We start from the raw sequence: 25,748 nt of genomic DNA, 5'->3' as shown, positions 1-25,748 counted from the left end.
TCATGATATGTTCCATTCGATGATTCGAGTGGGGCCGCCCCGAGCCGAGGCGGCCTATCCCCGAAAGGACATATTCATGGCCAATATTACCACCGTCCAAACCATTGTCGCGTTGCAGGCCACTGCCACGCCGGCAGGTGCGGTTACGCAACTCTCGAAAGCCGGCCGCGAAGGCAACTTCATCTGGAAGAGCGGAAATTTCACGACGCAGGCGGCTTCCGATCCGCTGATGGGTATCTATGTGCCGTCGACGGTCACGGCCATCACCAGCGGCTGCTGGGTCCGCGAGTGGGACGGAATTACCGGCCGGCCCGAGTGGTTCGGCGCCATCGCCGATTCCTCCGCTGGTACCGTCCCGGCCGACAACTACGCGGCGATCCAGGCGTGTATCGCCCTCTGCCCGATCACGCAGCTGGGTCTGGCTTCCTACTACGTCAACGACACCGTTTGGGTGAACAAGGATTACCGGACGCTTCAGGGCACTCTGTTCGGTATCGAAGGGACTCTGCCCCAGGGAACGCCGCTGATCCAGACGAACAACACCAAGGACGTGGTTCGGGTCGGCGGCACGAGTACGAGCGATCGTCGGCGCATCGTCCGGGTGAAGGATATCTGCGCCCGGTGGGCAACCGATCCCGTCGCTCCAGCCTCTGGCACCGATACCGACCGCCTCGCGTGCCCCAAGGCCTTCCACTTCATGCATTGCCTGGTCTTTCAGGCCTATTGCTGCGTCGCGGTGGATGCCCTCATCGGCCATGCCTTCTTCGACAACATCAACAGCCAGACGGTGCAGCCCGGCTGCACCCGCACGCGAAGCCTCGGCGCCCATGATTTCATGATCGGCATGTGGCCTTACGGAACCGCGGCGGAGACCGGGTTCGCCGGCGCCAATGCCTCGCTCTACATCCGGGACGCCAACGTCACTATGACGTTCGACGGACAGACCGTGCTCGACAAGGCGACCGGCCTTTATGCCACCAAGGACTTCGCCGACCTCTATGTCGACGGCTTCGAAACGAGCCAGGTCAATTTCGGCATCCGTCTAGACGGTGCAGGCTGGACCTACGCCGGCGGCCACGGCGACGTCCACCTCCGCCGACTGGTCTTCGACCAGTGCAAGGGCAATGGCATCGAGATCCACAACACCAACAGCTATGCCAAGATCCACATCGATCAGTTCTACATCCAGATCGTATCGACCGGTGACAAGAGCAACAACGGCATCCAGTTCCTCGGCGGCAGTGGCTTCGCTACCGTCGCGAACGGCCAGATCGTCGGTGGGAGCGGCAATCAGAGCATCGGTATCTGGCTCCAGAATTATCCGACCGTCAACGTGACCGACAGCGTCATCATCGAAGCGATCGGTTACCCGGTGAACGCGCTCAACACCAACGGACTCAGGATCAGCCCGCTCATCGGCGACGGTGTGAACAACAGCGGCGGCACACGCCCCGCCGTATCCCTGACCGGTGTGGTCGAATCCCATGTCGATCCGACCATCTACGGCCAGAGCAGCTCCTGGGCACGGGGCATCGCCCTGGAGGGATCGGCGAATGCCCGCGTCACCATCGATCCGACCCGGGTCAATGCCGGTGGCATCTCTTCGGGACGCAAGCTGATGGTCAACGGCCTTCAGATCACCTCGCCGGGTTACTACAAGTCCAACGGCACGAGCGGCGCGGCTTCCGACAACGGCGTTAGCGTCGTCGGCTTTCCTGGCTGATCGAACATAGCTTCGCTCACGCTGCCGACATTGGCGGCGTGAGCGATACCTGATCGGTGAAGCCTCCGTCCCGGACGCGGGCTTCACTTGGGGCGATCAAGCGTAATTTCGAGCGGACCGCTACCGGGCCGTCACCGGCACCAGACCCCACGAATTCGACGCCGCGCGGTTTGAAGTGGCCAAGCCTCTGGATGCACGCCGCGCGGGCGCAGCGCTCTGGGTCGATGGAGCCGGTGCCAGGCCCGCGACGACGGTTCTTTGGACCGGCGACGGCGCAGCGGGCGATGCAGGAGCAATTACGGTCGGCACGGGGCCCACCGGCGCAGCCGCAGGCCCAGCGCGGAAGCTGATCAGATCGGACCGGCGGGCCACGGCGGCGAAAGCGGGTGCCGGCGTGCCAGGGCGGGCGATCTGGAATGCGAAGGGATAGGTCTCACCGTTCCAGGTCAGCGCCAGCTCGACGCGCGCCGGCAGGGTGGCCGGCGTGACTTTGGCCACGACGATGCGGCCGGCATAGGACTCACCCGGATCCACAGTCGAACGCTGGACGATCTCATCGCGCAGATTCGCCAGCGTCTGGTCGAGCTTGTCCTGAATGCGGCCAATGCTCACTCCGGTCCCGGCGCTGATCGCGGCTGCCTGGAACTGCCCTGCGGCGCTGGGCGCGCTGTAGTAGCTGCGATAAACGCGGCCGCCGGGCGTGACGGTCCTCACGCGATAATTGTCCTGCTGGCTGGCCGCCAGGCCTGCGGCCACGCCGCCCACTGCCGCAACCGCCAACGAGGTCCACAGCGCCCGGCTCTTGGCCTTCTTCTGCAGGTCCTCGCGGGTGAAGACCTGCAGCGGCGCGCCCTCATAGGACACGCGGATGTTCTCCACACCGAAGTCGACGGTCCGCCAGCTGTCATTGTAGACAGCGATGCCGAACGACAGGCTGCCGTGATCAAGTTCCAGCGGCGTCACCTGGACGACGCCGTCCTTGAGCTCGAGATCGACGGTCGGCACGCCCTTTTTGTAGCGCAGACTTTCCTGGCCGATCTGGACCGGCTGCAACTCCCAGCGCGGCGCGGCGACCGCAGCGCTCGAAACGCCGACGAGCACTGCGCAGCCGACAAGGCGAAAATATGGTTTCACGAAAAGGCCCCCTGCCGCCTGGCCCCCAGGAGAAAGCGGGCCAGAAACGTGGAAGCGCTATGCCTTCAACGACTTAACTGTCGTGCAAGCGAGATGGCAAATTGCGGGTTAATCATCCGATCTGGACCGAAAACCAGCCCCTAGGCGATGGCGATATCAGCCGGCGCCAGCCCTTCGACATGGCGCTGCAGCGCCGCCACGTAGCCCTCTTCCAACTTGCGCGTATAGCGCACGGTATCGAACAGCGACTGGCTCAGCCGGTTGCCCTCCAGCCGCACCCTGATCTCCGCCAGCCGCGTCGGCTGCGTGGCCAGTTCCAGCACCAGCGCTTCGTACTCGGCCTCGCTCTCGGTAATCAGTTCCGGCAGGCCTATCGCCTGGAGCACGCTCGCGCCGACGCGCGCAGCGAACTGGCGGCCGGCCTTGGTGACGAAGGGCAGTCCAGCCCAGAGCGCGTCGCTGGCCGTAGTGTGGGCGTTGACGTTGAACGTATCGAGGAACAGGTCGGCGAGGCGCAGGCGCGCGAGGTGCTGGTCCTGCGGTACCTTGTCGGCGAAGACCAGGCGATCGGGGTCGATGCCGCGCGCCTCGGCTTCGCGGCGCAGGTTCGCCTCGACCCAGTCGTTCGACCGCAGCAGCCAGAGCACGCTGCCCGCCACCTGGCCGAGCAGACGCATCCAGATGTCGAACTCGTCGCGGCCCATCTTGTAGCTCTGGTGGAAGGCGCAGAACACAAAGCCGTCCTGCGGCAGGCCGAAGTCGGCGCGGCTTGCGCCGGTCTCGGCGATCGCGCGCCGGTCATCGTTCGGCTGGTAGCAGCCGGGGAGGGTGATCAGGTTCTCGCTGTAGAAGCGCCGCGATTCTTCGGGGATCACCTGCCGGTCGGCGATCAGGTAGTCCATCGACGGGCAGCCCATTGAGCCCGGATAGCCAATATAGTTGATCTGGACCGGCGCGAGGCGGTGCGCGAAGAGGTGCGAGCGCGACTGCTCGGTATAGCCCTTGAGGTCGACCGCGATGTCGAGCTCATGCTCGCGCACGAGGTCCAGCACCTCGGCATCGGACAGGTGTTGGATGTCGATGAAGTGCTCGACGTCGTCGATCAGCTGGCTGCGCGTGACGTCGTTGCCGAACGCGCCATAGGAATAGGCGACGATCTCGAACCGCTCGCGGTCATGCTCGCGCAGCAGCCCCGCCATGAGATGGAGGGTGGCGTGGCTCTGGAAGTCGGCCGAGAAATAGCCGACGCGGATGCGCTCGTTCGGCTCGGCCTTCATCGGCGCGGGCGTAGGCTGCGCGTGATGCGAGGCCCGGGCCCAGGTCTGCGAGCAGCGCAGGTGCCATGCGGGATCGTCGCCGAAAGCGAGCATCATCCAGGGCGGCAGCAGCGCCGGCGCGCGCTCGGCCAGTTCCTCGAACGAGGGCAGGACGCGTTCGGCCGAGAAGTCGCAGATCTGCATCTTGACGAAGGCCATCTGCGCGCGGGCGACGACGTTGCCGGGATCGCGCGCCAGGGCCAGTTCGAAGGCCTTGGCCGAAGCTAAGTAGTCCTTCACGTCAGCCAGCGCCGAAGCGATGTTCTGCAGCGGATCGGGGTAGGCCGGGTTCAGCGACAACGCATGCTGGTAGAAGGGAATGGCGTCGGCCGGCCGGTTCAGCTGCTGCAGGGCGAGGCCGATGTTGTTGTAGGCCTCGGCACCGCCAGGGTTGAGCGCGATCGCGCGCTCGAAGCTGGCGATCGCTTCGGGCAAGGCGCGCAACTGCCGCTGCACCAGGCCGAGATTGTTGTACGCCTCGGCATAGTCGGGCTTCAGCTCCAGTGCACGCTCGTAGCAGGCGACTGCTTCGGGGAAGCGCTGCGTTTTGCGCAGGATGTTGCCCTGATTGTAATACGCAGAAGCGTAGCTGGGATTGAGCGCCGCGGCATGTTCGAAGACCGTGAGCGCCTCGTCGAACCTGCCCTGCGCCTCCAGCGCCGCGCCGAGGTTGTTGTGCAACTCGGCATGCCCGCTCGCAAAGGCAAGGGCATTGCGGAACGCGGCTTCCGCCTTCTCGAAAGCGCCCAGGCCGATGCAGGCCGCGCCGAGGATGTTGTAGATCATGAGCGAACGCGGGTAGCGCGCGACGAGCACCTCACCCTCGCGGACCGCTTCGGCCAGGCAGCCGGCCTGATAGAGCGCGAGCAGGCCATCGATAGTCGATTGAGGCGGCGCCTCGTCCGGTTGGTTTCGCAATAGGCCGGCGGCGCTGTTCATGTCTGACTACTCTGGACGCGATGCCCCTCGGGTAACGACCCGTTAATGATATGTGGTAACCACTCGCCTAGGTAGTTGCCCTTAGTGCATGGCCGGATCGACCGTTAGATCGGTCCCTGGCCGACGATCAGCGAGAGCGGGTTGGGATTGGGCTCGCCCACCTTGAACAGCGTGTTCTGGTCCTTGTGGTTGAAGATCCCCTCTTGCCCGCGCACCGCCATCATCGTCTCGGTGACATAGCTCCACGAACCGTCGGCATTGAACGTGACCTCGATCGAATAGGAGTCCGTCCGGAAGGCCTGTTCGAGGAAGCTGGTCGAGCAGATGCCGTTTTCGGTCGAGCCGCGGACCGAAGTGAGCTTGAAGCTCCTCGCGTCGGGAGCGGCGAAGCCCTTGGCCAGCGCCACCTGGCCGCGCGGGATCGACACGGTCTGCAGGATCAGGCCGGTGTCGGGCTCGTAAAGCCAGTAACCGGTCTGGTCGTGGAAGGTCGCATCCTCTTCGGGCGCATTGATGTGGGTGTGGTAGCGCAGACCGTAGAACAGCTGCGGGCCATTCGACTGCGCGTCGATCGCATGGGCTTCGAACCGCTCGCTATAGATGCGATGCTCGGGGCCCTCGGCCTTGGGATTGACGTCGGCGCCGCGCGGCCCCTGGCTGGCCCAGATGCCGGCGAGCCGCGTCAGCGGACCGAGCTTGGCCAAGGTGTTGGGATCGGCGTCCTGCTCGGTGAAAATGTCGTCCGGAATCTCCGCCATCGTACTGTCCCCGCAGAAGTGATTGCCCCTTGGGGTATGGCAAGCGGCCCCTGTCGCGCAAGCGCCTTGCGCGCGTGCCGGAGCAATGAAACACTATCACTCAAAAGAGATGGCCGCTCAAAAAAGATGGGAGAATGCCCGTGCACGAACGCGATGTCGTCGAGCTCAACCAGCTGGCCTATCGCTATGCCGCCGCGGTGGATGCCTGCGACGTGGCGCTGTTCCAGAGCGTCTTCACGCCCGACGCGCGGCTGAGGTCCTATCACCCCGAGGCCGCCGAGCCCTTCGCAGACCTCACCGGCCATGCGCAGCTCGCCACGATCCCGAACACGATGCGCGGCATGTACCGCGCGACGACGCACATGATGACCAACCATCTCGTCGAGGTCGATGGCGACGAGGCCAGCGGCCAGGTGCTCTGCACCGCGCGGCATCTCGAAGGCGCTTCGTCGATCAACGTCATCATTCGCTATGTCGACCGCTATGCGCGGACCGGCGGCGAATGGCGCATCGCCGACCGCCAGATCCGCTTCCTGTGGAGCGAGCGGCACGACGTCACCGACAGCGGCATGGGGAGAGGGTAAATGGCCATGATCAGCAAGCTGATGATCGAGAACATCACCCCCGCGGTCGGCGCGATCGCGCATGGGGTGGACCTGCGCGAGCCGCTCGACGCGGGGACCGTCGCGCAGATCCGCCGCGCCCTGCTCGACCAGGGCGTGGTCTTCTTCCGCGGGCAGGACCTGACGCGCGAGCAGGCCGCCACGTTCATGGAGAACTTCGGCCCGCTCGGCACCGATCCCTTCTCGGTCGCGGCGCTCGCGCCGCCGACGCTCGACGCCTCGGTCCACAACATGCCGACCTACGGCAACGCGAAGGCGACCGCGGTCTGGCACATGGATTCGACGCTCGCCGCCGAGCCTGCCGCCTACCTCTCGCTGCGCGCGCTCGAGCTGCCGCCGAGCGGCGGCGGCGATACCTGCTGGGGATCGATGTATGCGGCCTACGATACGCTGTCCGCGCCGGTGAAGGCCTTCATCGACGGGCTTTCGGCAGAGCATTCGGCCTACAAGACGCTGCCGCTGCTCGGCGGTTCAAATACCGGCTATCTTCAGGAGACGATGCGCAACGTCCATCCCGTGGTGCGCGTCCACCCGGAGACCGGACGCAAGGCGCTGTTCGTCAACGAGCTCTGGACCGAATCGATCGTCGGGCTTTCGCCGCATGAAAGCGACAGCCTGCTCGCCATGCTATGGCAGCATTCGGCCAGCCCCGAGTTCACCATGCGTTGGCGCTGGGCGCCGAACGACCTCGCGCTGTGGGACAACATGGCCTTCCAGCACTACGCGGTGCGCGACTACACGGGCAATCGCGTTCTGCAGAAGGCTTACGTCAGGGGCGAGCGGCCCGTGGGTCCTCGCTAAGCTGCCGTATCGGGCAGCGGCTGGTGCATCGCGACGGCGAAAGTGATCGGATTCACATACTCCCGTGCGCGGCGGATCTTGCCGGCGGCGAGATCGACGTCGAAGCGGAAGACGTAGCGGTTGTTGTAGGGATTGCCGTTGGCCATGCGCATGGTGCCGCGGCCTTCGAGGAAGGCGATGCTCGGATCGGCCGCCTGGGTGATCTCGACATCGGCATATTTCAGCACTGCGATCTTCTCGAAAGCCTGGGCATAGTTCGGCTCGGCATTGTCGAAGCCGCGCCAGCTGTCGGAGAGATCGTTGGTGCCCGACAGGTTGCACGGGATCTCCAGTTCGAAATTGGGCGCAAGCAGCGCGAGCATTGCCGGCATGTCCTTGGCCTGCAATGCAGTAAGATAGGCGTCGGCTAGCTCTGCTGCGGTCCGGGTGGCGGGCATGACGAGATTCTCCCAAGCGGCTGGCATTTTTCTGCGCTTCGGGGAATTATCGCCAATATCCGACGGGCGTCTATCGTTTCCGGCTGAAACATGACACAATATATAAAATGTGTAACGGAGAGAGACTGAATGACCGGCTTTCCTGCGGGCGAAGTGCGCGACGATTTCGTGCCCAAGGCCGATTTTCTCGACCGCCGCTTTCACGAGCTGGAGAAGGAAAACCTCTGGCCCAAGGTCTGGCAGGCCGCCTGCCGGCTCGAAGAGATTCCCGAACCCGGCGACTATGCCACCTATGACATCATCGACGATTCGATCGTCGTCGTCCGCCGCGGCCCCGACGAAGTCGCCGCCTATCACAACGCCTGCCCGCATCGCGGTACGCAGCTGGTCGATCCCACGGAGAACGACGGTAAGGGCTCGATCCGCGAGTTCCTGTGCCCCTTCCACGGTTGGCGCTTCGGGCTCGACGGGCGCAACGTCGAAGTGGTCGACAGCCACGACTGGGGCGGCTGCCTCAAAGCCGGCGATACCGACCTTTCGCCGGTCCAGGCGGGGATCTGGGGCGGCTGGGTCTGGATCAACATGGACCCGGACTGCCAGCCGCTGATGGAATTCCTCTCGCCGATGGCCGAGATGTGCGAGCTGTTCGAATTCGACAAATTGCGCCCCGCCTGGAACAAGTCTGTCGTGGTCCAAGCCAACTGGAAGACCGTGCTCGGCGCCTTCACCGAGTTCTATCACGTGCAGACGACCCACGCGCAGATGCTAACCTATACCGACGACTATTCGACCAGCCGCGGCATGGGCCGGCACGGCTGGATCTCCTACGCGGCGAGTTCGGGCCTTCCCGTGTCGCGCAGCCCGCGCCTGCCGCCAAAGGAGGTGCCCGACTTCCGCGAATACCTCTACGAATATGCCGAGCAGTTCACCGGTGACCTGCAGGCGATGATGACCGATCGTGCCTACCAGGCGACGCAGCGGCTGCGCACCGAAGTCCCCGCCGATGCCCCCCCCGGCGAGGTGCTGGGAAAATGGGCCGGCTTCATCTACGAGGCCGCGATCGAAAGCGGCGCCGGCTGGCCCGACAGGCTGACGCCCGAATATATCGCCGCCTCGGGCTTCGACTGGCACGTCTTCCCCAACACGGCCTTCCTTCATCCGGCAATCGAGGCCGTGCTATGGTATCGGTTCCGTCCCTATGTCGACGACCACCAACGCTGCCTGATGGACGTCTGGTCGTTCGAGCGTTTCGCTCCGGGCACCGAGCCCGAGGTCGAGCACCAGACCTTCGCCGACTGGCGCGATGGCGACTTTCCGCTGATCTTCCGGCAGGACTTCCTCAACATCCCCAAGGTCCAGCGCGGCATGAAGTCGCGTGGGTTCAAGGGCGGGCGGCCCAGCCCGGTGCAGGAACGTGCGGTCTCGAATTTCCACCGCGCGCTGCGCCGCTTCCTCGAAGACCCGCACTCCGACGACGACTTGGGGCCGGAACCGCAAGTGGCCGTGCCGCCGAGTTGAACCCGGAGCGTTTTTAGAATCTGCTCGGTCGGGTCTGACGCCTAGCCCCCTCCCCCTGGTCTGGGGGAGAGGCCAAAGCGGTCAGATCAGGACAGTCTCGACATCGATGTTACCGTGGACGGCCTTCGAATAGGGGCAGATCGTGTGCGCCAGCGCGATCAGTTCTTCGGCGACCTCTGTGTCGAGACCGGGAATGCTGACCTTGAGACGGGCGGCGAGGAAATAGCCGTCCTCACCAAGGTTCAGGTCGATCTCGGCGTTGACCGCTGGGTGGACGGGCAGCTTCACCTTCTGCTGCGAGGCGGCGAGTTCGATCGCGCCGATATAGCAGGCAGACCATGCGGCACCGAACAGGTTCTCGGCCGCGGGATGCGGCGCTTCGAACTGGACGTCTAGAAGGCCGTCCTGGCTGCGGGTGCCGCCGTCGGCGCCAGCGGTATTGTGGGTCTTGCCGGTGAAGAGGGTCTTGATGGTCATGGCGATATTCCTTTATGAGAATTTAGATCGTGCCCGTTTTAATCGGATACGATCTAAATATGTGAGCTGGTGATTCGCGTCAACCCCCTTCCGATTTAATCGTACGCGATATATATGTCAGCCTCGATGGATATACCGGAGACAGACATGCCACTGCCCCCTCAGGCCGACAGCGACAGCCCCAAGCTTTCGAATTTCCTGTGTTTCGCGATCTACTCGGCGAACTTGGCGTTCAGCCGGGCTTACAAGCCGCTGCTCGACGAACTCGGCCTGACCTATACTCAGTATATCGCGCTGGTGGCGCTGGGGGAGAAGGACGACCAGACCGTCGGCGAGCTGGGCGAGAAGCTGTTCCTCGAATCGAACACGCTTACGCCGATCCTCAAGAAGCTCGAATCCGGCGGCTATCTGCAGCGCCGCCGCGATCCTGCGGACGAGCGCCAGGTAAGACTCGGCCTGACCGCCGCTGGTCGCGAGATCGTGGATCGGAGGCCCGGCATGGCGCTGTTCGACGCGACCGGGCTCGACGAGGAATCGTTTCCGGCGATGCAGCAGGCGGTCGCGGCGCTGCGCGACAATCTGCTGCGCGCGCCGAAGACAAGTAGGGCGGAATGAACGTGCCCCGCTGAGCCAGGCGCTCGCGCTATTCCGCCGCTTCCACCTGCGTCTCGCCGACCGGGTAGATCCTGCAGATCAGCCCGCGCATGTAGCAGTCGCCGGCATAGTCCGAGAACCCTTCGCCGTCTGGCAGGATGGCGTTGATGTTCGATTCCCAGACGCCGTAGTGCGCATCGCCCTCGGCTTCGCGCTCGGGATACCACATGTGGCTGTCGGCGTGGACGACGCGCGGATGGATCGCCGGGTCGAGCTTGGCAACCTGCCGCACCCGGCCCATCGGCGTCTCGACCCAAACCATCTGGTCCTCGATCACTCCGAGCTCCGCCGCCGTATCGGGATGCAAGGTCAGCTGGGCATAGGGATGCTGCTTGCGCATCTTGGCGAGGTGCTTGTGCTGCGAGCGGTAGTACCACTTGAGCGAGTTACCCGTGGTCAGCACGAGCGGGAATTCGCCGGCCAGCTCGGGCGTGGACTCCGGGCTCCAGGCCGGTTCCTCGCAGGCCGGGATCGGCGCATAACCGAGACTGGCGAGCAGGTCCGAGGACAGCTCGACCTTGCCCGAGGCCGTCGCGAAGCCCGTTGTCTCGTAGCGTTTGTACTGCGGCGTCGCCATCAGCCAAGGCAAGTCCCGCTCGGCCAGTTCGGCATGGGTCGTGCCGGTCGGTTCGAGCACCCAGTCGTACCATTCCTCGAGGCTGTCGGGCCAATAGCCCTGCTGGCCCAGCCGGTTGCCGAGCTCGCGCCAGAGCTGATAGTCGTCGCGCCGCTCGTAGCTCGGCTCGACAATGCGCTTGGCCGCGGTGAAGCTGTCGGCAAAGCCCCACATGTTGTTGACCAGCGGCCGTTCGAGCCCGTCCGTCGCAGGCAGCACATAGTCGGCCAGCTCGCTGCACGGCGTCATCCAGTGGTCCATGTTGACGCTGAGCTCGAGCTCGTCGGACATCAGCGCCGCGTGTAGCCGCCGCGCATCGCCGAGCGAGACGAGCGGATTGCCGCCCTGGAGTATCCAGGCTTTCACCGGATAGGGATCGCCGTCGAGGATCGCCCCGGGGATCGCGCTGGGCGCGACCACGATGTTGTAGATCGTCGGGCCGATGCCCTGCGGATGCACTTTCTCCATCGCCTTGCGGTAGGTCTGCAGGCCCTTGATCGAAGCGATCGGCCAACGGTCCGCGCTGATCGAATCGCGCGTGCGCAGCGGGTGGTCGATCAGCTTGTCCCAGTGCAGTTCCTCGATGTAGCGGGTCGATGTCGGCGCATCGGCGAACTTGGCACCGCCGTGGGCGTCGAGATTGCCGGTGATCGCGCGCAGGTAGGTCTTGCCGAACACCGCCGCGTTGGTCGCCTTGCCGAGCTCGGCGACGCCAAGGCCGAAGGGGATGTGTGCGGGACTGTTGGTCGCGAACATCCGCGCCGCGGCGACGATCTGTTCGGGCTCCAGCCAGGTCAGCGCGGCGACCTTCTCTGGCGTGAAGTCCCTCACCGCGGCGCTAAGCTCTTCGAATCCCCGGCACCACTGCGCGACGAAGTCCGCATCGTAAAGCTTCTCGGCGATGATCACGTTGAGCAGGCCGTAGGCCAACGCCCCATCGCTGCCCGGGCGGACCTGCAGGTGGATGTCGGCCATTTCGGCGAGGTCGGTGCGGCGCGGATCGATGACGATCAGCTTGCCGCCCGCCTGCTGATAGGCCTTGAGGTTCTTGCGCTGGCTGGCGAGCGCCATGGCCCCGCCGACCCCCAGAGCACGTAGCATTTCGTAACCCCCGGCACCGGCGCATTGCCAATCGCCGACTGGTCGCCATAGACCGCCCATTCGGACAGCAGCTCGGCCTCGCCGCAGTTCTTGCCCTGGTAGAGAATGTTGGGCGTGCCCCAGAGGTTCGACCAGCGCCAGCACGAGGCATCGCCCGCGCCCTTGTAGGAGCCGCCCATGGTCAGCACCGTCTCGGGCCCATGGCGGTCGCGCAGCTCCTTGAGCTTGTCGGCGATCTCGTCGAGCGCCTGATCCCAGGTGATCCGCTGCCACTTGCCTTCGCCGCGCTTGCCGACGCGCTTCATCGGGTAGTTCACCCGCTCGCGGTGGTCGTAATAGTCCATCGCCTGGCCGGCGCGCGGACAGTCGGCAGGGAAGCCGGCGGTGCGGTCGGGCTTGATGGAAACGGGCTTGCCATCGATGAGCTTTGTCTCGACGAAGCAGCCGACACCGCAGATCGGGCAGGTGCCGCGCTTGGTTTCGACCTTGGGTTCGATCGTCGGGGCTGTCGCCATGGTTCATCCTCCGCCCCGGCGCCTTGCTGGCGCTCGTTCGGCATCGGCAGTCTACGCCGTCCTCGCATTGCGTAAATGCCGTTTTCGCGCTTCACTGGCGCACAAGAACAATCCGGAAGAGGGCCTGATGCATTACCCCGAAATCCTGTCCATCAAGGCGCAGCCCACGGCATTCTGTTATGATGCGAACTTCACCCAGCTCTATGCGCTGGGCCTGGGCTGTGGCGCGGCGCCCGACGAGCTCAAATTCGTCTACGAGAAAGACCTGCAGGCGCTTCCGACGATGGCGGTGATGATGGGCGGCGCCTCGAACGCCTTCATCGAGCAGGGCGGCATCGACTACACGATGATCGTCCACGGCGAGCAGCGGCTGACGCTGCACCGGCCGTTGCCGCCGGCCGGCAGGATGATTTCCGAAGCGCGCTGCCTGGGCGTGGTCGACAAGGGTGCGGACAAAGGCGCGCTGGTCAATGTCGAGAGCACGGCGCGCGGCGAGGACGGCACCCTCTATGCAACCGCGATCATGACCCTGTTCTGCCGCGGCGACGGCGGCTTCGGCGGGCCGAGCGAGGACGTTCTGTCGCTCGATCCGGTGCCGACGCGCGCGCCCGATTTCGAGATCGCCATCCCGACGCTGCCGCAGCAGGCGGCGATCTACCGCCTCTCGGGCGATCGCAACCCGCTGCATATCGACCCCGACTTTGCCAGGCGAGCGGGTTTTCCCAATCCGATCCTCCATGGCCTCTGCACTTACGGCATCGCCGGACGCGCGATCATGCGCGCCTGCGTGAACGGCGATCCGGCGCGCATCGCCAGCCTCGACGCGCGATTCTCCTCGCCGGTCTATCCGGGCGAGACCGTGACCACCCGCATCTGGCGGGACGGCGACGCCGTGGCGTTCGAATGCGCGGTCGCCGAACGCGGCGTGACCGTGATCAGGAACGGCGCCTGCCGGCTGCGCGAATGACCTTCCGCGAGAAATACGGCGCATGGGCGATCATCGCTGGCGCCTCGGAAGGTGTCGGGCGGAGCTTCGCCAAGGCCGTCGCTGCGCGGGGGCTCAACTGCCTGCTGATCGACAAGCGCGGGCCGCTCGAGCAGTCCGCGACCGAGGTGCGCGATCTCGGCGTCGAATGCGTCACCGCTCAGATCGACCTCGCCGCACCCGATGCCTTCGAACGGATCGCCGAGGCAGCCGGCGACCGCGAGATCGGCCTCTACGTCGCCAACGCCGGCTCGGACCGCATCGGCACGCGCTTCCACGAGCGCGAGGTCGCGGCCTGGCTCCGGCTGCTGCAATTGAACGTCGTCACGACCATGCAGGCCTGCCATCATTTCGGCGGCCCGATGCGCGAGCGGCGGCGCGGCGGGCTGGTGCTGGTCAATTCGGGGGCCTGCTACGGCGGGGCCAGCATCCTGGCGACCTACTCGGCCTGCAAGGGCTTTCTGCTCAACTTCGCCGAGGGACTCTGGGCGGAACTGCGCCCGCACGGCGTCGACGTTCTGACGATCGCGCTCGACAAGACGGACACGCCGATGCTGCGCGGTACGCTCGAACGCAACGGCTTGCCGATCCCGCCCGACCTTGCGTCGCCCGATGCCGTAGCCGAAAAGGCACTCGAAAGGCTGCCCTACGGCCCGATCCACAACTGGGGTCTGGCCGACGACGAAGCCGGCGAGAACTGGCCCTCCGCCGCCGCCCGCCGCGCCCATGTGCTCAAGATCGATGCGGGAAGCGCCGCAATCTTCGGCAAGAAGATGTCCGGCTAGGCCGCGCTGCCCATCACCATTCGGCGCGGCCCGCAACCAGCGCCTGGACGGCCGTATCGACCCAGCGCTGGCGCTGGCGGACCGAAACCTGGCGGTTGGTCAGCAACATGTCGACGTACCAGCCGCGCAGCATGAAGATGAAGGCTTCGGCGATCGCCTGCGGATCGCGGCAAGGAATGCCGTCGGCATCGGCGCAGGTGCGGATGAAGATAGAGACGTCGTCGATCCCGCTCTGGCTGCGTTCTGCGGCGGCGAGGCCGAGTTCGGGAAACCGCGCCGATTCGCTGTAGATCAGCCGGTTGACCTGGAGCAGATCGCCTTCGAGGCTGATCTCCAAGGTGCGGTTGCCATAGGCCCTCAGCCCGCCGACCAGATCGAGCTTGCCCTTGGGCGAGCGCAGCGCGGCGACCGCGGCGAGGTTGTCGATCTGGCGCTGGAGCGCGGCGCGGAACAATTCCTCCTTCGAGGAAAAGCGCGTGTAGAGCGTGGTCTTCGAAATCCCCGCCGCCTTGACGATCCGGCTCAGCGACGTGCCGCCGTAACCTTCGGCGAGGAATTCCTGCAGCGCAACCTCGAGCAGGCGGCTCTCGATCTGGGCAACGTCTTCGAGCTTGGGCCGCCCACGCGTTCGGCGCGGTGCCTCGATACTTTCGTTCTGGACCACCAGCTTCATGCGCGGGGTCATATCAGGACAATTCGATGATTGCCCAGCGCACAATGCTCCACTCGCGATTTAAATGGGCTCTATTTGTACATTCCTTCCCTCAGGTTGATGCCGTGCTCGACATAGACCTTGAGCGCGGCGAGCATCTGCGACCAGCCCATGCAATTGCCATAGGACGAGCCCAGCGCCGCCTCGTTCTCGCGCCAGCCCTCCTCGGTGATCGAGACGAGCGTGCGCGTGTCGCCATCAAGCGGAGTGAATTCCATCGTCACCGTGGTCTTGTAGCCGGGCTGCGCCTCGCCCTCGTTGGCTTCCCACTTCAGCACGATCTTCCGATCGGGCACGACCTCGATCACGTCGACCGGGAAGCGGCCGGGGAAGTCGTGGAAGTCCCACGAGACCGTCTTGCCCGCTTCGAGCCGGCCTTCGGCGCCGCCCGTGGTGAAATAGCCCGAGAGCCTGGCCGGGTCAGCGACCGCCTCGAACACCTCGTGGCTGGGCCGGGAGATGTGCGCGAAGACCTTGAACTTGAGTTCCATGGCTGTGTGTCTCCTTGCGAGTCGCCTCATTATGTTATATATTTATAACATGTCTCCGTCGGAACGCCAAGACGCCGTCTTCCGCGCGCTTGCCTCACCGGCGCGGCGCGCGCTGCTCGACCATCTGCGCGATGCGCCAATGACCACAGGCCGGCTCTGCGACCTGTTCCACGAACTCGACCGTTGCACCGTGATGCAGCACCTCAAGGTGCTCGAAGCTGCCGACCTCGTCATCGCCGAACGGCGCGGGCGCGAGCGGTGGAACCACCTCAATCCGCTGCCGATCCACGATATCCATGAGCGCTGGATCGGCCCGCACGCCGCGCGTGCGGTCGAGAGGCTAGCAGGCCTGAAGCGGCAGCTCGAAAAGCCATCGTCGTCGCGGTCCTGACCCCCGGCACCTACGCCATTGCGCGCATTTTCAGGCGTTGCTAGCGCGCCTAGACAAAGCTTGCCCGCGTGGCCCGTGCTGGAATTGGACGGCGCCGGTACACGCGGGTAACCCCTTCCGCTCGGAGAACCCCGCTGCCCAGTTCCACCAACTTGATCGCCTTCGCTCTGATCGCGCTCGGCATGGTGCTGACGCCGGGGCCGAACATGATCTATCTGATCTCGCGCTCGATCTGCCAGGGCCGCGCCGCGGGATTGATCTCACTGGGCGGAGTGGCGCTGGGCTTCCTGTTCTACATGCTCTGCGCCGCCTTCGGCATCACCACGCTCGTACTGGCCGTGCCCTATGCCTACGACGCGGTGCGGATCGCCGGCGCGGTCTATCTGCTCTGGCTGGCCTGGCAGGCGGTGCAGCCGGGTGGACGCTCACCGTTCGAAGTCCGCGACCTGCCAGCCGATAGCCCGCGCAAGCTATTCTTGATGGGCTTCACCACCAACCTGCTCAATCCCAAGATCGCGGTCATGTACCTGTCGCTGCTGCCGCAGTTCATCGATCCCTCGCGTGGCAGCGTGCTGGGTCAAGCGCTCGCGCTGGGCAGCGTGCAGATCGTCATCAGCATTCTGGTCAACGGCATGATCGCGGTGTCCGCGGCCTCGATCGCGCAGTTCCTGATCCGCCGCCCGACATGGGCGACGGTGCAGCGCTGGCTGATGGGGACCGTACTCGCCGGTCTGGCGGTTCGAATGGCGACCGAAGCGCGGCGCTAGAGCTGGTCGATCGCCGCCGCGACGACGGGCGACAGCGCCGCGCGATCGTCGGCCAGGATCGCGGCCTTCATCCTCGGGTCCCAGTAGAGCCGGATATGTTCGGCCGTGGCGGCAGCCGCCTCGTCCTCGCCCTGCATGGCGAAGTTGCGGGCGATCTGGTCCGCCATGTAGCGCAGGCGCTCTATCTCCATCCTATTCGGCAGCTTCCGCGGGCGCGATGCGGCGCGACCGAGCGGCAAGCTCCGCATAGCCTTCCTGCCAGCCGCTCGGCCCGTTCGAAGGCGAGACCTGGACCGCGGTCACCTTGTACTCGGGACAATTGGTCGCCCAGTCGGAGAACTCGGTGGTGACGACGTTGGCCTGAGTCTCGGGATGATGGAAGGTCGTATAGACCACGCCCGGCGCGACGCGGTCGGTGACTTCGGCGCGCAGGCTGGTCTCGCCCTTGCGGCTGGCGAGGCGCACCCAGTCGCCGGTCTTGAGCCCGCGGTTCTCGGCGTCGGTGGGGTGCATCTCCAGCACGTCCTCGTGATGCCAGACGACATTCGCCGTCCGCCGCGTCTGCGCACCGACGTTGTACTGGCTGAGGATGCGCCCCGTGGTCAGCAGCAACGGGAAACGCGGCCCGGTCTTCTCGTCGGTCGGCACGTAGTCGGTGACGACGAACTTGCCCCTGCCCTTGCCATCTGGGCCGCGGACGAAGCCGTCGACGTGCATGATCGGCGAGCCTTCGGGATGGGCCGCGTTGACCGGCCATTGCAGCGATCCGGCCTCCTCCAGCCGCGCGTGCGAGACGCCGGCGAAGGTCGGCGTCAGCCGCGCGATCTCGTCCATGATCTCGCGGGGATGGGTATAGTCCCAGCCCAGCCCCATCGCATTCGCCAGCGCCTGGGTGACCTGCCAGTCCTCAAGTCCCTGTCCATTGGGGCCGTTGGCCGGCTCCATCACCTTGCGCACCAGCTGGATGCGCCGCTCGGCATTGGTGAAGGTTCCGTTCTTCTCAAGGAAGGTGGAGCCGGGCAGGAAGACGTGGGCGTAGTTGGCGGTCTCGTTGAGGAACAAGTCATGGACGATGACGCAGTCCATTGCCGCGAGGCCGGCGGCGACGTGGTGGGTATCGGGATCGGACTGGAGGATGTCCTCGCCCTGGATGTAGATCGCGCGGAACGAGCCGTCTATCGCCGCATCGAGCATGTTGGGAATGCGCAGCCCGGGCTCGCTGTCGAGCGCCACGCCCCATTCACTTTCAAACATCGCGCGGGTCGCGCTGTCCGAGATGTGGCGGTAGCCGGTCAGCTCGTGCGGGAAAGAGCCCATGTCGCAGGCGCCCTGGACGTTGTTCTGCCCGCGCAGCGGATTCACGCCGACGCCGGGCCGGCCAATATTGCCCGTGGCCATGGCCAGGTTGGCGATGGCCATGACGGTCGACGAGCCCTGCGAATGCTCGGTGACGCCAAGCCCGTAGTAGATCGCGCCGTTGCCGCCCGTCGCATAGAGCCGCGCGGCGGCACGCAGCTCCGCGGCCGGGACGCGGGTGACCATTTCGAGCACTTCGGGGCTGTGACGCTCTTCCGAGACGAAACGCGCCCAGTCCTCGTATTCGTCGACCTCGCAGCGCTCGCGGATGAAAGCCTCGTTGGCGAGGCCCTCGGTGACCACGACGTGCGCCATGGCGGTCAGCACCGCCACGTTGGTGCCGGGCTGGAGCGCAAGGTGATGCGCGGCCTCGACATGCGGCGAGCGGACGAGGTCGATCCGGCGCGGGTCGATGACGATCAGCTTGGCGCCCTGCCTGAGCCGCCGTTTCATCCGACTGGCAAAGACCGGATGCGCATCGGTGGGATTGGCGCCCATGACGATGATGACGTCCGACTGCATGACGCTGTCGAAGTCCTGCGTGCCCGCCGAAGTGCCGAACGTCGTCTTGAGGCCATAGCCCGTCGGCGAGTGGCAGACGCGGGCGCAGGTATCGACATTGTTGGTGCCGAAGCCCGCGCGCACCAGCTTCTGGACGAGGAAGGTCTCCTCGTTGGTGCAGCGGCTCGAGGTGATGCCGCCGAGCGCCCGCGCGCCGTACTGTGCCTTGATGGCATTGAGCTTGCCCGCGGTGAACGCCAGCGCCTCGTCCCACGATACTTCGCGCCAGGGCTGGTCAATGCCGTCGCGGATCATCGGCGAGCGCACGCGCTCCTGGTGCTGGGCATAGCCCCAGGCGAAGCGGCCCTTGACGCAGCTGTGGCCGCGGTTGGCCTTGCCGTCCTTCCACGGGACCATGCGGACGAGCTGCTCGCCCCGCATCTCGGCGCGGAAAGTACAGCCAACGCCGCAATAGGCGCAGGTCGTGACCACCGCGCGCTCGGGCTTGCCGATTGCCTTGACCGCTTTCTCCTGCAAGGTCGCGGTCGGACAAGCCTGGACGCAGGCCCCGCAGGACACGCATTCGCTGGCGAGGAAGTCGTCGCCCGCCTGCCCCGCGCTAACCTTCGAGGCAAAGCCGCGGCCGTCGATCGTCAAGGCCAGTGTGCCCTGCACTTCGTCACAGGCGCGGACGCAGCGCGAGCAGGCGATGCATTTGGACGGATCGAAGTCGAAATAGGGGTTCGACGTGTCGACCGCCTGCGACAGGTGATTCTCACCGGCATAGCCGTAGCGCACGTCACGCAGGCCCACGGCCGCCGCCTGGTCCTGCAATTCGCAATCGTTGTTGGCCGAACAGGTCAGGCAATCGAGCGGGTGGTCCGATATGTAGAGCTCCATCACCCCGCGGCGCAGCTTCTGCAGGCGCGGGGTCTGGGTCTGGACCTTCATGCCCTCGGCAACCGGCGTTGTGCAGGAGGCAGGCGTGCCCTTCGCCCCCTCGATCTCGACGAGGCAGAGCCGGCAGGAGCCGAAAGCGGCGAGATTGTCGCTGGCGCAGAGTTTGGGGATCGAGCCGCCCGACAGCGCCGCGGCACGCATCACACTGGTTCCGGCGGGCACGGTCACCGCGCGCCCGTCGATCGTCAACATTACCGTATCGGTCGAACCGGTCTCGGGCGTCCCGAAATCGGCTTGGGGCTCATAGCCCATGCCTCTGCTCCAGCGCGGCGAGATCCGCCTGCGTGTTGATATTAGCAGGTTCGGCCTTGGTTTTCACCGCCCGCGCACCGATCGCCTGGGTGAAGCGCTTCAGCGAGTGCGGGCCTTCGGCATGGAGGATGTCCTCGACGGTCTTCGCGACGGTCGCGGGCCAGAGCCCGATGATGGGCTGCGATTCCAGGAAGGCCGGTGCGGGCATCAGCAGGTCGGGCAGTTCCTCGGGCAGCGCCAGCGAGTCCACGCCGCAGGTCAGCAGGAACTCGTAGCCCTCGTCGCGCGCGTGGTGGAGCGCGGCGGCGATCCCGCCCAGCGGGCCCATGCCGGCGCGCGGCCAGTCGGGCAGCGTCGGCGCGGGCGCGGTGGCGCGGCCGACGACGATGACATGCTCGCACCAGCCCGATAGCGTATCGACCGCATGGGCGAGCAGCGTGTGGCCGCGAAATTCGGCCAGCGCCTTGTCGCTGCCGAAGCGTGAGCTCATTCCGCCGGCAAGGACCGCTCCCAGGATCATTCGAACTCCTCCGGCCAGTTTTTGAGCGCGCTGAGCACCGGGTATGGCGTAAACCCGCCCAAGGCACAAAGCGAACCGAACCGCATTGTTTCACAAAGGTCTTCGAGCAAGGCAATGTCTTCCTCGCACGTCCGCGCGGTTTTCGGAGCGTTGTGCATCTGGGGCAGCGCACCGACGGGGTCGGCAATACGAGTTCCGGCGCCTATCCGGTCGATCAGTTCGACCCCGCGCACCGCCCCGATCCGGCAGGGCGTGCACTTGCCGCAGCTCTCCGCGGCGCAGAACTGCATGGCGAAGCGCGCCTGAGCGCGCATATCGGCGGTGTCATCGAACACCACGATCCCGCCGTGCCCGATCAGCGCGTCGGCAGCGGCATAGGCTTCGTAGTCGAAGGGAAGATCGAACTGATCGGGGTGAATGTAGGCGCCGAGCGGCCCGCCCACCTGCACGGCCTTGATAGGCCGACCAGAGACGGTGCCCCCGCCAATCTCATCGACGAGTTCCTTCAGGGTGATGCCGAAGGGCACTTCGCAGAGCCCGCCGTATCTGATGTTGCCGGCAAGCTGGATCGGCATCGTCCCGCGCGACCGGCCCGTGCCGAGGCTCTGGTAGAGCGCTGAACCACCCTCGCGCAGGATATGCGGCGCGGCTGCGAGGGTCAGCACGTTGTTGACCACCGTCGGCTTGTCGAACAGGCCGGCAAGCGCGGGCAGCGGCGGCTTGGCCCGCACCTCGCCGCGTTTGCCTTCGAGCGAGTTCAGCAGCGCGGTCTCCTCACCGCAGACGTAGGCTCCCGCGCCGACGCGAACCTCGACGCGGAAAGGGGCGACGATCTCGGCCGATAAATCTAAAGCTGAGTTCAGCTTTTGAATTGCATGCGGGTATTCGCTGCGCACGTAGATGTAGCCCTGATCGGCCCCGACGGCATGGGCGGCGATGGCCATACCCTCGATCAAGGCGAAGGGATCGCCTTCCATCAGCATCCGGTCGGCAAAGGTTCCGCTGTCGCCCTCGTCGGCGTTGCAGACGATGTATTTGCGCCGGCCCGGCGCTTCAGCGACGGTCTTCCATTTGATCCCCGCCGGGAAACCGGCGCCGCCGCGGCCGCGCAGGCCGGATTGGACAACCTCGGCGATGACGTCCTGCGGGGCAAGTGAGCGAGCGCGTGTGAGCCCGGCCCAGCCGCCGGTCGCGATATAGTCGTCGAGGCTCAAGGGACGGGTCTTGCCGGCCCGCGCGAAAGTCAGGCGCCTCTGGCGGGCGATAAAGGGGTGCGCTTCAATGCGGCCGATACACTGGCGAACGTCTTCGCCTAGGATAGCTTTGACATGCCGGGTCTCGACCCGGGCGAACCCACGGCCATCAAACTCGACCAGCGGCTCCAACCACTGCATGCCCCAGGACGAAACGCGCTCGACCTTGCAGCCCGCCGCCTCGAACGCTTCAGCCACGGCATCCGCGCCGCAGGCCAGCGCCAGCGCATCATCCGAGATCCGCACCGCGGTCATGCCGCCTCTATCAGCTTGACCAGCGCCGCCTCGTCAAGCCGCGCGAACAGGTCGTCACCCACGCGCGCATTCGGCCCGACGCTGCAGAGGCCCAGGCAATAGGCCGTCGACAACCGCACCCGATCGCCAGCCGCCGCCTCGGCCGCGGGCACCAGCGCTTCCACGCCACGCGCCTGGCAGGCCTCGGCGCGGCAGAGCTGCACTTCGGGACGCGGATCCGCCTCGACGCGGAAGTCGTGGTAGAAGCTGACCACGCCGCGGACTTCGGCGCGGCTGAGGTTGAGCGCCAGCGCGATCGTCGCCTCGGCCTCGCGGTCGATGCAGCCGAAGGCAGCTTGGACGTCATGCAGGATCGGCAGCAGCGGGCCTTCGCGGTGGGCATGGGCCGCTACGATCTCGGCGAGGCGCTTCCCTTGGCTCATCCGCGATATAGGTGGCCGGCATGCCAGCGGACGTGCTCGGCCATGAAGCTGGAGATGAAATAATACGAGTGGTCATAGCCGGACTGCATGCGGATCGTCGCCGGAATGCCCGCGGCGGCGCAGGCCTCGCTCAGCAGATGGGTCTTGAGCTGCACTTCGAGAAAGCCATCGGCCTCGCCCTGGTCGACCAGCAGGTTCGGCAGCCGCGCACCGTCGGCGATCAGCGCGCAGGCGTCATATTCGCGCCAGGCCGCACGGTCGGGCCCCAGATAGCCGCCGAGCGCCTTGTCGCCCCAGGGGCAGTTCAGCGGGCTGACGATCGGCGAAAAGCCACTGACCGACAGAAACCGGCCGGGATTGCGCAGCGCGATCGTCAGCGCGCCATGGCCGCCCATCGAGTGGCCGGTGATGCCCTGCCGCGCCATGTCGGCGGGGAAGCTCTGGGCGATCAGCGCGGGCAGCTCGCGCTCGATGTACGAGCGCATGCGGTAGTTCGCCGCCCAAGGCTGCTCGGTGGCGTCGACATAGAAGCCAGCGCCCTTGCCGAAGTCCCAACCCTCGTCGTCGGGCACGTCATCGCCGCGCGGGCTAGTATCGGGCGCGACGAAGATGATCCCCTCGTCGGCACACTGCTGGCGGTACTCGCCCTTTTCGGTGACGTTGGCGTGGGTGCAGGTCAGCCCCGAGAGATACCAGAGCACGGGCAGTTTCTCGCCCGGATCGTGATCGGGCACGAAGACCGAGAAGGTCATCTCGGTCCCCGTCTCCGCCGATGCATGAGTATAGACGCCCTGAATGCCGCCGTGGCTTTTCCAGGCGGAAACCTGCTGCATCAGAACACGACCACGCTGCGGATGGACTCGCCGGCATGCATCAGGTCGAAGCCCTTGTTGATCTCCTCGAGGCTGAGGACGTGGGTGATCATCGGGTCGATCTCGATCTTGCCGTTCATGTACCAGTCGACGATCTTGGGCACGTCGGTGCGGCCCTTGGCGCCGCCGAAGGCCGAGCCCTTCCAGACGCGCCCGGTGACGAGCTGGAACGGTCGCGTCGAGATCTCCTTGCCCGCCTCGGCCACGCCGATCACGGTCGAGACGCCCCAGCCGCGGTGGCAGGCTTCGAGCGCCTGGCGCATGACTTCGGTATTGCCCGTGCAGTCGAAGGTGTAATCGGCCCCGCCGTCGGTCATCGCGACGAGATCGGCGACGACCTGCGCCGTGTCCTTGCCGCGCGGATTGTAGAAATGGGTCATGCCGAAGCGGCGGCCCCAGTCGGCCTTGCTGTCGTTGAGATCGACGCCGATGATCTTGTCCGCGCCGACCAGCCTGGCGCCCTGCAGCACGTTGAGCCCGATGCCGCCCAGGCCGAAGACCACGACATTGCTGCCCGGCGTCACCTTGGCCGTGTTGATCACCGCGCCGACGCCCGTGGTCACTCCGCAGCCGACGTAGCAGCTCTTGTCGAACGGCGCGTCCTCGCGGATCTTGGCAACCGCGATCTCGGGCAGGACGGTGAAGTTCGAGAAGGTGCTGCAGCCCATGTAGTGGTAGATCGTCTGCCCCTTGTACGAAAACCGGCTGGTACCATCGGGCATCAGCCCCTGGCCCTGGGTCGCGCGGATCGCGGTGCAGAGGTTGGTCTTGCCCGAAAGGCAGCTTTTGCACTGGCGGCATTCGGGCGTGTAGAGCGGGATGACGTGATCGCCCGGCTTGACGCTGGTGACGCCTGCGCCGACCTCGCGGACGATCCCGGCGCCCTCATGGCCGAGGATCGAGGGGAAGATGCCCTCGCTGTCGAAGCCGTCGAGCGTATAGGCATCGGTGTGGCAGATGCCCGTCGCCATGATCTCGACCAGTACCTCGCCCGCCCTGGGACCTTCGAGGTCCAGCTCGACGATCTCGAGCGGGGTCTTCGGCGCAAAGGCAACGGCGGCGCGGGTCTTCATTCTGGCAACTCCGGTATGGGACGATCGGTCCAGCTATAGCGCTCGGACTGCGCTAGACAATCTTGCCAATTGCCGCCCGATGCTGTCCTCTCGCGCGATGAAGGCCATACGCGACCCCCAGAACCTGCTGTCCGAGGGGCTCGCCGCGATCCGCGCGCAGTTCCGCGTTCCCGACAATTTTCCGCCCGAAGTGCTCGCCGCTGCCGACAAGGCCGCGGCGCGTGTGCCGACCGAGCATGCGGACTGGACGGACCAGCCTTTCGTCACGCTCGATCCGGCGACATCGACCGACCTCGACCAGGCCTTCACGATAGAACGGGCGGGAACCGACCTCCTGCTCCACTACGCGATCGCCGACGTCGCCTGGTTCGTTTCGGACGGCGATCCGCTCGACACAGAGGCCTGGAAGCGCGGCACGACAACCTACCTGCCCGACGGCAAGGCCAACCTCTATCCGCCCGCGCTTAGCGAGAAGGCCGCCAGCCTGCTGCCGGGCGGCCCGCGGCCAGCCGTGGTCATGACAACGCGCGTCGCGCCCGATGGTGCGGTCAAGCTCGAAGGCGCAGCTCGTGCTCTGATCCAAAGCCGCGCCAAGCTTGCCTACGAGACCGTCCGCGACGAGGACCTGCCGCCGGATTTCGCCGAACTCGCCGCCCGGATCGAGGCGGCCGAGGACCGGCGTGGGGCCGCTCGCGTCAATCCGCCCGAGCAGGAAGTGACGCGCGATACCGACGGCCACTTCACCCTGCGCTTCCGCCCGCAACTCGCCTCCGAGGAACGCAATGCGGCGATGTCGCTGGCGAGCAACCTCGCTGTCGCCGACGCGCTGCAAGCGGCGCACACGGGACTGTTCCGCGTCATGGCCGAGCCCGATGCCGGCGCCGAGGCGCGGCTGCGCCGGACTGCCGTGGCCTTCCATCTCGACTGGCCGGCGGACATACCACTCACCGCTTTCGAGAAGACGCTGCGCGCGACCGTAGCACCCGAGGCTGCCTTCATGTTGGCGATCCGCCGCGCCGGACGGGGAGCGTCCTACATCCCCTATCGCGAGGGCGAGACGCCGTGGCATTCGGCCATGGCAGCGACCTACGCCCATTGCACCGCCCCGCTGCGCCGGCTGGCAGACCGCTATGTGTTGGAGGCCGTCCTGGCGGTGGCCAACGGCAAGCCGGTGCCCGGAGCCGTGGCCGCGGCTTTCGAGCGCCTGCCTCAGGCTATGGCCAGGGCCGAAGCGCGCGACGGCCAGATCGACCGCGCCGCGATCGACCTCGCCGAAGTCGCGCTGCTGGCCAACCATGAGGGCTCGCTGTTCCGCGCAGTCGTCACCGATATCGGCGAGAGCGGCGCGCGCATCCAGCTGTCCGACCTGCCGATCGTAGCGCGCGTGACCGCGCACAGCGTCATCCCCGGCGAGGCGATCCGCGTCCGCCTGCTCGCCGCCGATCCGATCCAACGCCGGCTGCAGTTCCAGCGAGTATCGTAAAAAAGCGCCCTGCGTTCAAAAGGTAACAGACGGATCGCAGCGGTCGATCTAGGGTCGG

At 65.9% G+C, this 25,748-nt stretch carries 26 protein-coding genes; 10 read left to right on the top strand and 16 right to left on the bottom strand.

Annotated elements, in window-relative coordinates; all coding sequences use genetic code 11:
- Positions 1-76: 76 nt before the first annotated feature.
- The gene (locus KRR38_RS22035) at positions 77-1,723 is read left to right on the top strand and encodes a hypothetical protein (RefSeq protein ID WP_217405571.1); all 1,647 of its coding nucleotides are present in this window, start codon (positions 77-79) and stop codon (positions 1,721-1,723) included.
- Positions 1,724-1,843: 120 nt separating this feature from the next.
- On the opposite strand, the gene KRR38_RS22030 is transcribed toward KRR38_RS22035, so the two are convergent.
- From KRR38_RS22030 to KRR38_RS22020, 3 genes are all read right to left on the bottom strand, one after another.
- Positions 1,844-2,857, bottom strand: coding sequence for a hypothetical protein (locus KRR38_RS22030; RefSeq protein ID WP_217405568.1), 1,014 nt, complete (start codon positions 2,855-2,857; stop codon positions 1,844-1,846).
- A gap of 140 nt (positions 2,858-2,997) precedes the next feature.
- Positions 2,998-5,112: a glycosyltransferase family 41 protein gene (locus KRR38_RS22025; RefSeq protein WP_217405566.1), complete on the bottom strand. Its 2,115-nt coding sequence runs from the start codon at positions 5,110-5,112 to the stop codon at positions 2,998-3,000.
- 104 nt (positions 5,113-5,216) lie between these two features.
- Entirely contained in the window at positions 5,217-5,870 is a 654-nt protein-coding gene (locus tag KRR38_RS22020; RefSeq protein ID WP_217405564.1) for an FABP family protein, read from the bottom strand.
- A 140-nt stretch (positions 5,871-6,010) separates the two neighbouring features.
- Here KRR38_RS22020 and KRR38_RS22015 point away from each other — a divergent pair, with 140 nt between their 5' ends.
- Positions 6,011-6,454 (top strand): nuclear transport factor 2 family protein, encoded by a 444-nt coding sequence (locus KRR38_RS22015; RefSeq protein WP_217405562.1) that lies wholly within the window; start codon positions 6,011-6,013, stop codon positions 6,452-6,454.
- Positions 6,455-7,294, top strand: coding sequence for a TauD/TfdA family dioxygenase (locus tag KRR38_RS22010; RefSeq protein ID WP_217405560.1), 840 nt, complete (start codon positions 6,455-6,457; stop codon positions 7,292-7,294).
- Here KRR38_RS22010 and KRR38_RS22005 read toward each other — a convergent pair.
- On the bottom strand, positions 7,291-7,731 hold the full coding sequence (locus KRR38_RS22005; RefSeq protein WP_217405558.1) for a nuclear transport factor 2 family protein: 441 nt from the start codon (positions 7,729-7,731) through the stop codon (positions 7,291-7,293). The two genes, KRR38_RS22010 and KRR38_RS22005, sit on opposite strands and share 4 nt — an antisense overlap.
- Positions 7,732-7,860: 129 nt before the next feature.
- On the opposite strand from KRR38_RS22005, the gene KRR38_RS22000 reads away from it, so the two are divergent.
- A complete protein-coding gene (locus KRR38_RS22000; protein WP_217405556.1) occupies positions 7,861-9,249 on the top strand; it encodes an SRPBCC family protein in 1,389 nt (462 codons plus the stop codon).
- 81 nt (positions 9,250-9,330) lie between these two features.
- On the opposite strand, the gene KRR38_RS21995 is transcribed toward KRR38_RS22000, so the two are convergent.
- The gene (locus KRR38_RS21995) at positions 9,331-9,726 is read right to left on the bottom strand and encodes an Ohr family peroxiredoxin (protein WP_217405554.1); all 396 of its coding nucleotides are present in this window, start codon (positions 9,724-9,726) and stop codon (positions 9,331-9,333) included.
- A 147-nt stretch (positions 9,727-9,873) separates the two neighbouring features.
- On the opposite strand from KRR38_RS21995, the gene KRR38_RS21990 reads away from it, so the two are divergent.
- On the top strand, positions 9,874-10,341 hold the full coding sequence (locus KRR38_RS21990; protein WP_217405552.1) for a MarR family winged helix-turn-helix transcriptional regulator: 468 nt from the start codon (positions 9,874-9,876) through the stop codon (positions 10,339-10,341).
- Positions 10,342-10,369: 28 nt separating this feature from the next.
- On the opposite strand, the gene KRR38_RS21985 is transcribed toward KRR38_RS21990, so the two are convergent.
- Together KRR38_RS21985 and KRR38_RS21980 are read right to left on the bottom strand one after the other, a co-directional pair.
- On the bottom strand, positions 10,370-12,097 hold the full coding sequence (locus KRR38_RS21985; RefSeq protein ID WP_217405550.1) for a molybdopterin-dependent oxidoreductase: 1,728 nt from the start codon (positions 12,095-12,097) through the stop codon (positions 10,370-10,372).
- On the bottom strand, positions 12,007-12,612 hold the full coding sequence (locus KRR38_RS21980; protein WP_217405548.1) for a molybdopterin-dependent oxidoreductase: 606 nt from the start codon (positions 12,610-12,612) through the stop codon (positions 12,007-12,009). Before KRR38_RS21980 ends, KRR38_RS21985 begins: the two co-directional genes overlap by 91 nt.
- A gap of 127 nt (positions 12,613-12,739) precedes the next feature.
- Here KRR38_RS21980 and KRR38_RS21975 point away from each other — a divergent pair, with 127 nt between their 5' ends.
- Positions 12,740-13,579, top strand: coding sequence for a MaoC/PaaZ C-terminal domain-containing protein (locus tag KRR38_RS21975; protein WP_217405545.1), 840 nt, complete (start codon positions 12,740-12,742; stop codon positions 13,577-13,579).
- A complete protein-coding gene (locus tag KRR38_RS21970) occupies positions 13,576-14,382 on the top strand; it encodes an SDR family oxidoreductase (protein WP_217405543.1) in 807 nt (268 codons plus the stop codon). Before KRR38_RS21975 ends, KRR38_RS21970 begins: the two co-directional genes overlap by 4 nt.
- Before the next feature lie 13 nt (positions 14,383-14,395).
- On the opposite strand, the gene KRR38_RS21965 is transcribed toward KRR38_RS21970, so the two are convergent.
- Positions 14,396-15,055 (bottom strand): TetR/AcrR family transcriptional regulator, encoded by a 660-nt coding sequence (locus KRR38_RS21965; protein ID WP_217405540.1) that lies wholly within the window; start codon positions 15,053-15,055, stop codon positions 14,396-14,398.
- A 71-nt stretch (positions 15,056-15,126) separates the two neighbouring features.
- Positions 15,127-15,585: an SRPBCC family protein gene (locus tag KRR38_RS21960; protein ID WP_217405538.1), complete on the bottom strand. Its 459-nt coding sequence runs from the start codon at positions 15,583-15,585 to the stop codon at positions 15,127-15,129.
- Between the two features lie 31 nt (positions 15,586-15,616).
- Here KRR38_RS21960 and KRR38_RS21955 point away from each other — a divergent pair, with 31 nt between their 5' ends.
- Positions 15,617-15,976 (top strand): helix-turn-helix transcriptional regulator, encoded by a 360-nt coding sequence (locus KRR38_RS21955; protein WP_254514924.1) that lies wholly within the window; start codon positions 15,617-15,619, stop codon positions 15,974-15,976.
- A gap of 152 nt (positions 15,977-16,128) precedes the next feature.
- Positions 16,129-16,743: a LysE family translocator gene (locus KRR38_RS21950; RefSeq protein ID WP_254514923.1), complete on the top strand. Its 615-nt coding sequence runs from the start codon at positions 16,129-16,131 to the stop codon at positions 16,741-16,743.
- On the opposite strand, the gene KRR38_RS21945 is transcribed toward KRR38_RS21950, so the two are convergent.
- Genes KRR38_RS21945 through KRR38_RS21915 form a run of 7 tightly spaced genes read right to left on the bottom strand, consistent with a single transcriptional unit; the run spans position 16,740 to position 24,207 of the window.
- Entirely contained in the window at positions 16,740-16,934 is a 195-nt protein-coding gene (locus tag KRR38_RS21945; protein WP_254514922.1) for a formate dehydrogenase subunit delta, read from the bottom strand. The genes KRR38_RS21950 and KRR38_RS21945 overlap by 4 nt on opposite strands.
- A 1-nt stretch (position 16,935) precedes the next feature.
- Complete coding sequence (gene fdhF / locus KRR38_RS21940; protein WP_217405535.1) at positions 16,936-19,812, bottom strand: formate dehydrogenase subunit alpha; 2,877 nt, start codon at positions 19,810-19,812, stop codon at positions 16,936-16,938.
- Complete coding sequence (locus KRR38_RS21935) at positions 19,802-20,332, bottom strand: molybdenum cofactor guanylyltransferase (RefSeq protein ID WP_217405533.1); 531 nt, start codon at positions 20,330-20,332, stop codon at positions 19,802-19,804. The genes fdhF and KRR38_RS21935 overlap by 11 nt, the downstream gene beginning before the upstream one ends.
- Entirely contained in the window at positions 20,329-21,840 is a 1,512-nt protein-coding gene (locus KRR38_RS21930; RefSeq protein WP_217405530.1) for an NADH-ubiquinone oxidoreductase-F iron-sulfur binding region domain-containing protein, read from the bottom strand. Before KRR38_RS21930 ends, KRR38_RS21935 begins: the two co-directional genes overlap by 4 nt.
- A complete protein-coding gene (locus KRR38_RS21925; protein ID WP_217405528.1) occupies positions 21,837-22,262 on the bottom strand; it encodes an NAD(P)H-dependent oxidoreductase subunit E in 426 nt (141 codons plus the stop codon). Before KRR38_RS21925 ends, KRR38_RS21930 begins: the two co-directional genes overlap by 4 nt.
- Positions 22,259-23,095, bottom strand: coding sequence for an S-formylglutathione hydrolase (fghA, locus tag KRR38_RS21920; RefSeq protein WP_217405525.1), 837 nt, complete (start codon positions 23,093-23,095; stop codon positions 22,259-22,261). The genes KRR38_RS21925 and fghA overlap by 4 nt, the downstream gene beginning before the upstream one ends.
- Entirely contained in the window at positions 23,095-24,207 is a 1,113-nt protein-coding gene (locus KRR38_RS21915; protein ID WP_217405522.1) for an S-(hydroxymethyl)glutathione dehydrogenase/class III alcohol dehydrogenase, read from the bottom strand. The genes fghA and KRR38_RS21915 overlap by 1 nt, the downstream gene beginning before the upstream one ends.
- A 97-nt stretch (positions 24,208-24,304) precedes the next feature.
- Between KRR38_RS21915 and KRR38_RS21910 the strand changes: the two genes are divergently transcribed.
- A complete protein-coding gene (locus tag KRR38_RS21910) occupies positions 24,305-25,690 on the top strand; it encodes an RNB domain-containing ribonuclease (protein WP_217405519.1) in 1,386 nt (461 codons plus the stop codon).
- The last annotated feature ends 58 nt before the right edge of the window (positions 25,691-25,748 follow it).

The sequence above is a fragment of the Novosphingobium sp. G106 genome (assembly GCF_019075875.1).
Classification (GTDB): Bacteria; Pseudomonadota; Alphaproteobacteria; order Sphingomonadales; family Sphingomonadaceae; genus Novosphingobium.
This window is presented reverse-complemented; position numbering and strand designations above follow the sequence as displayed.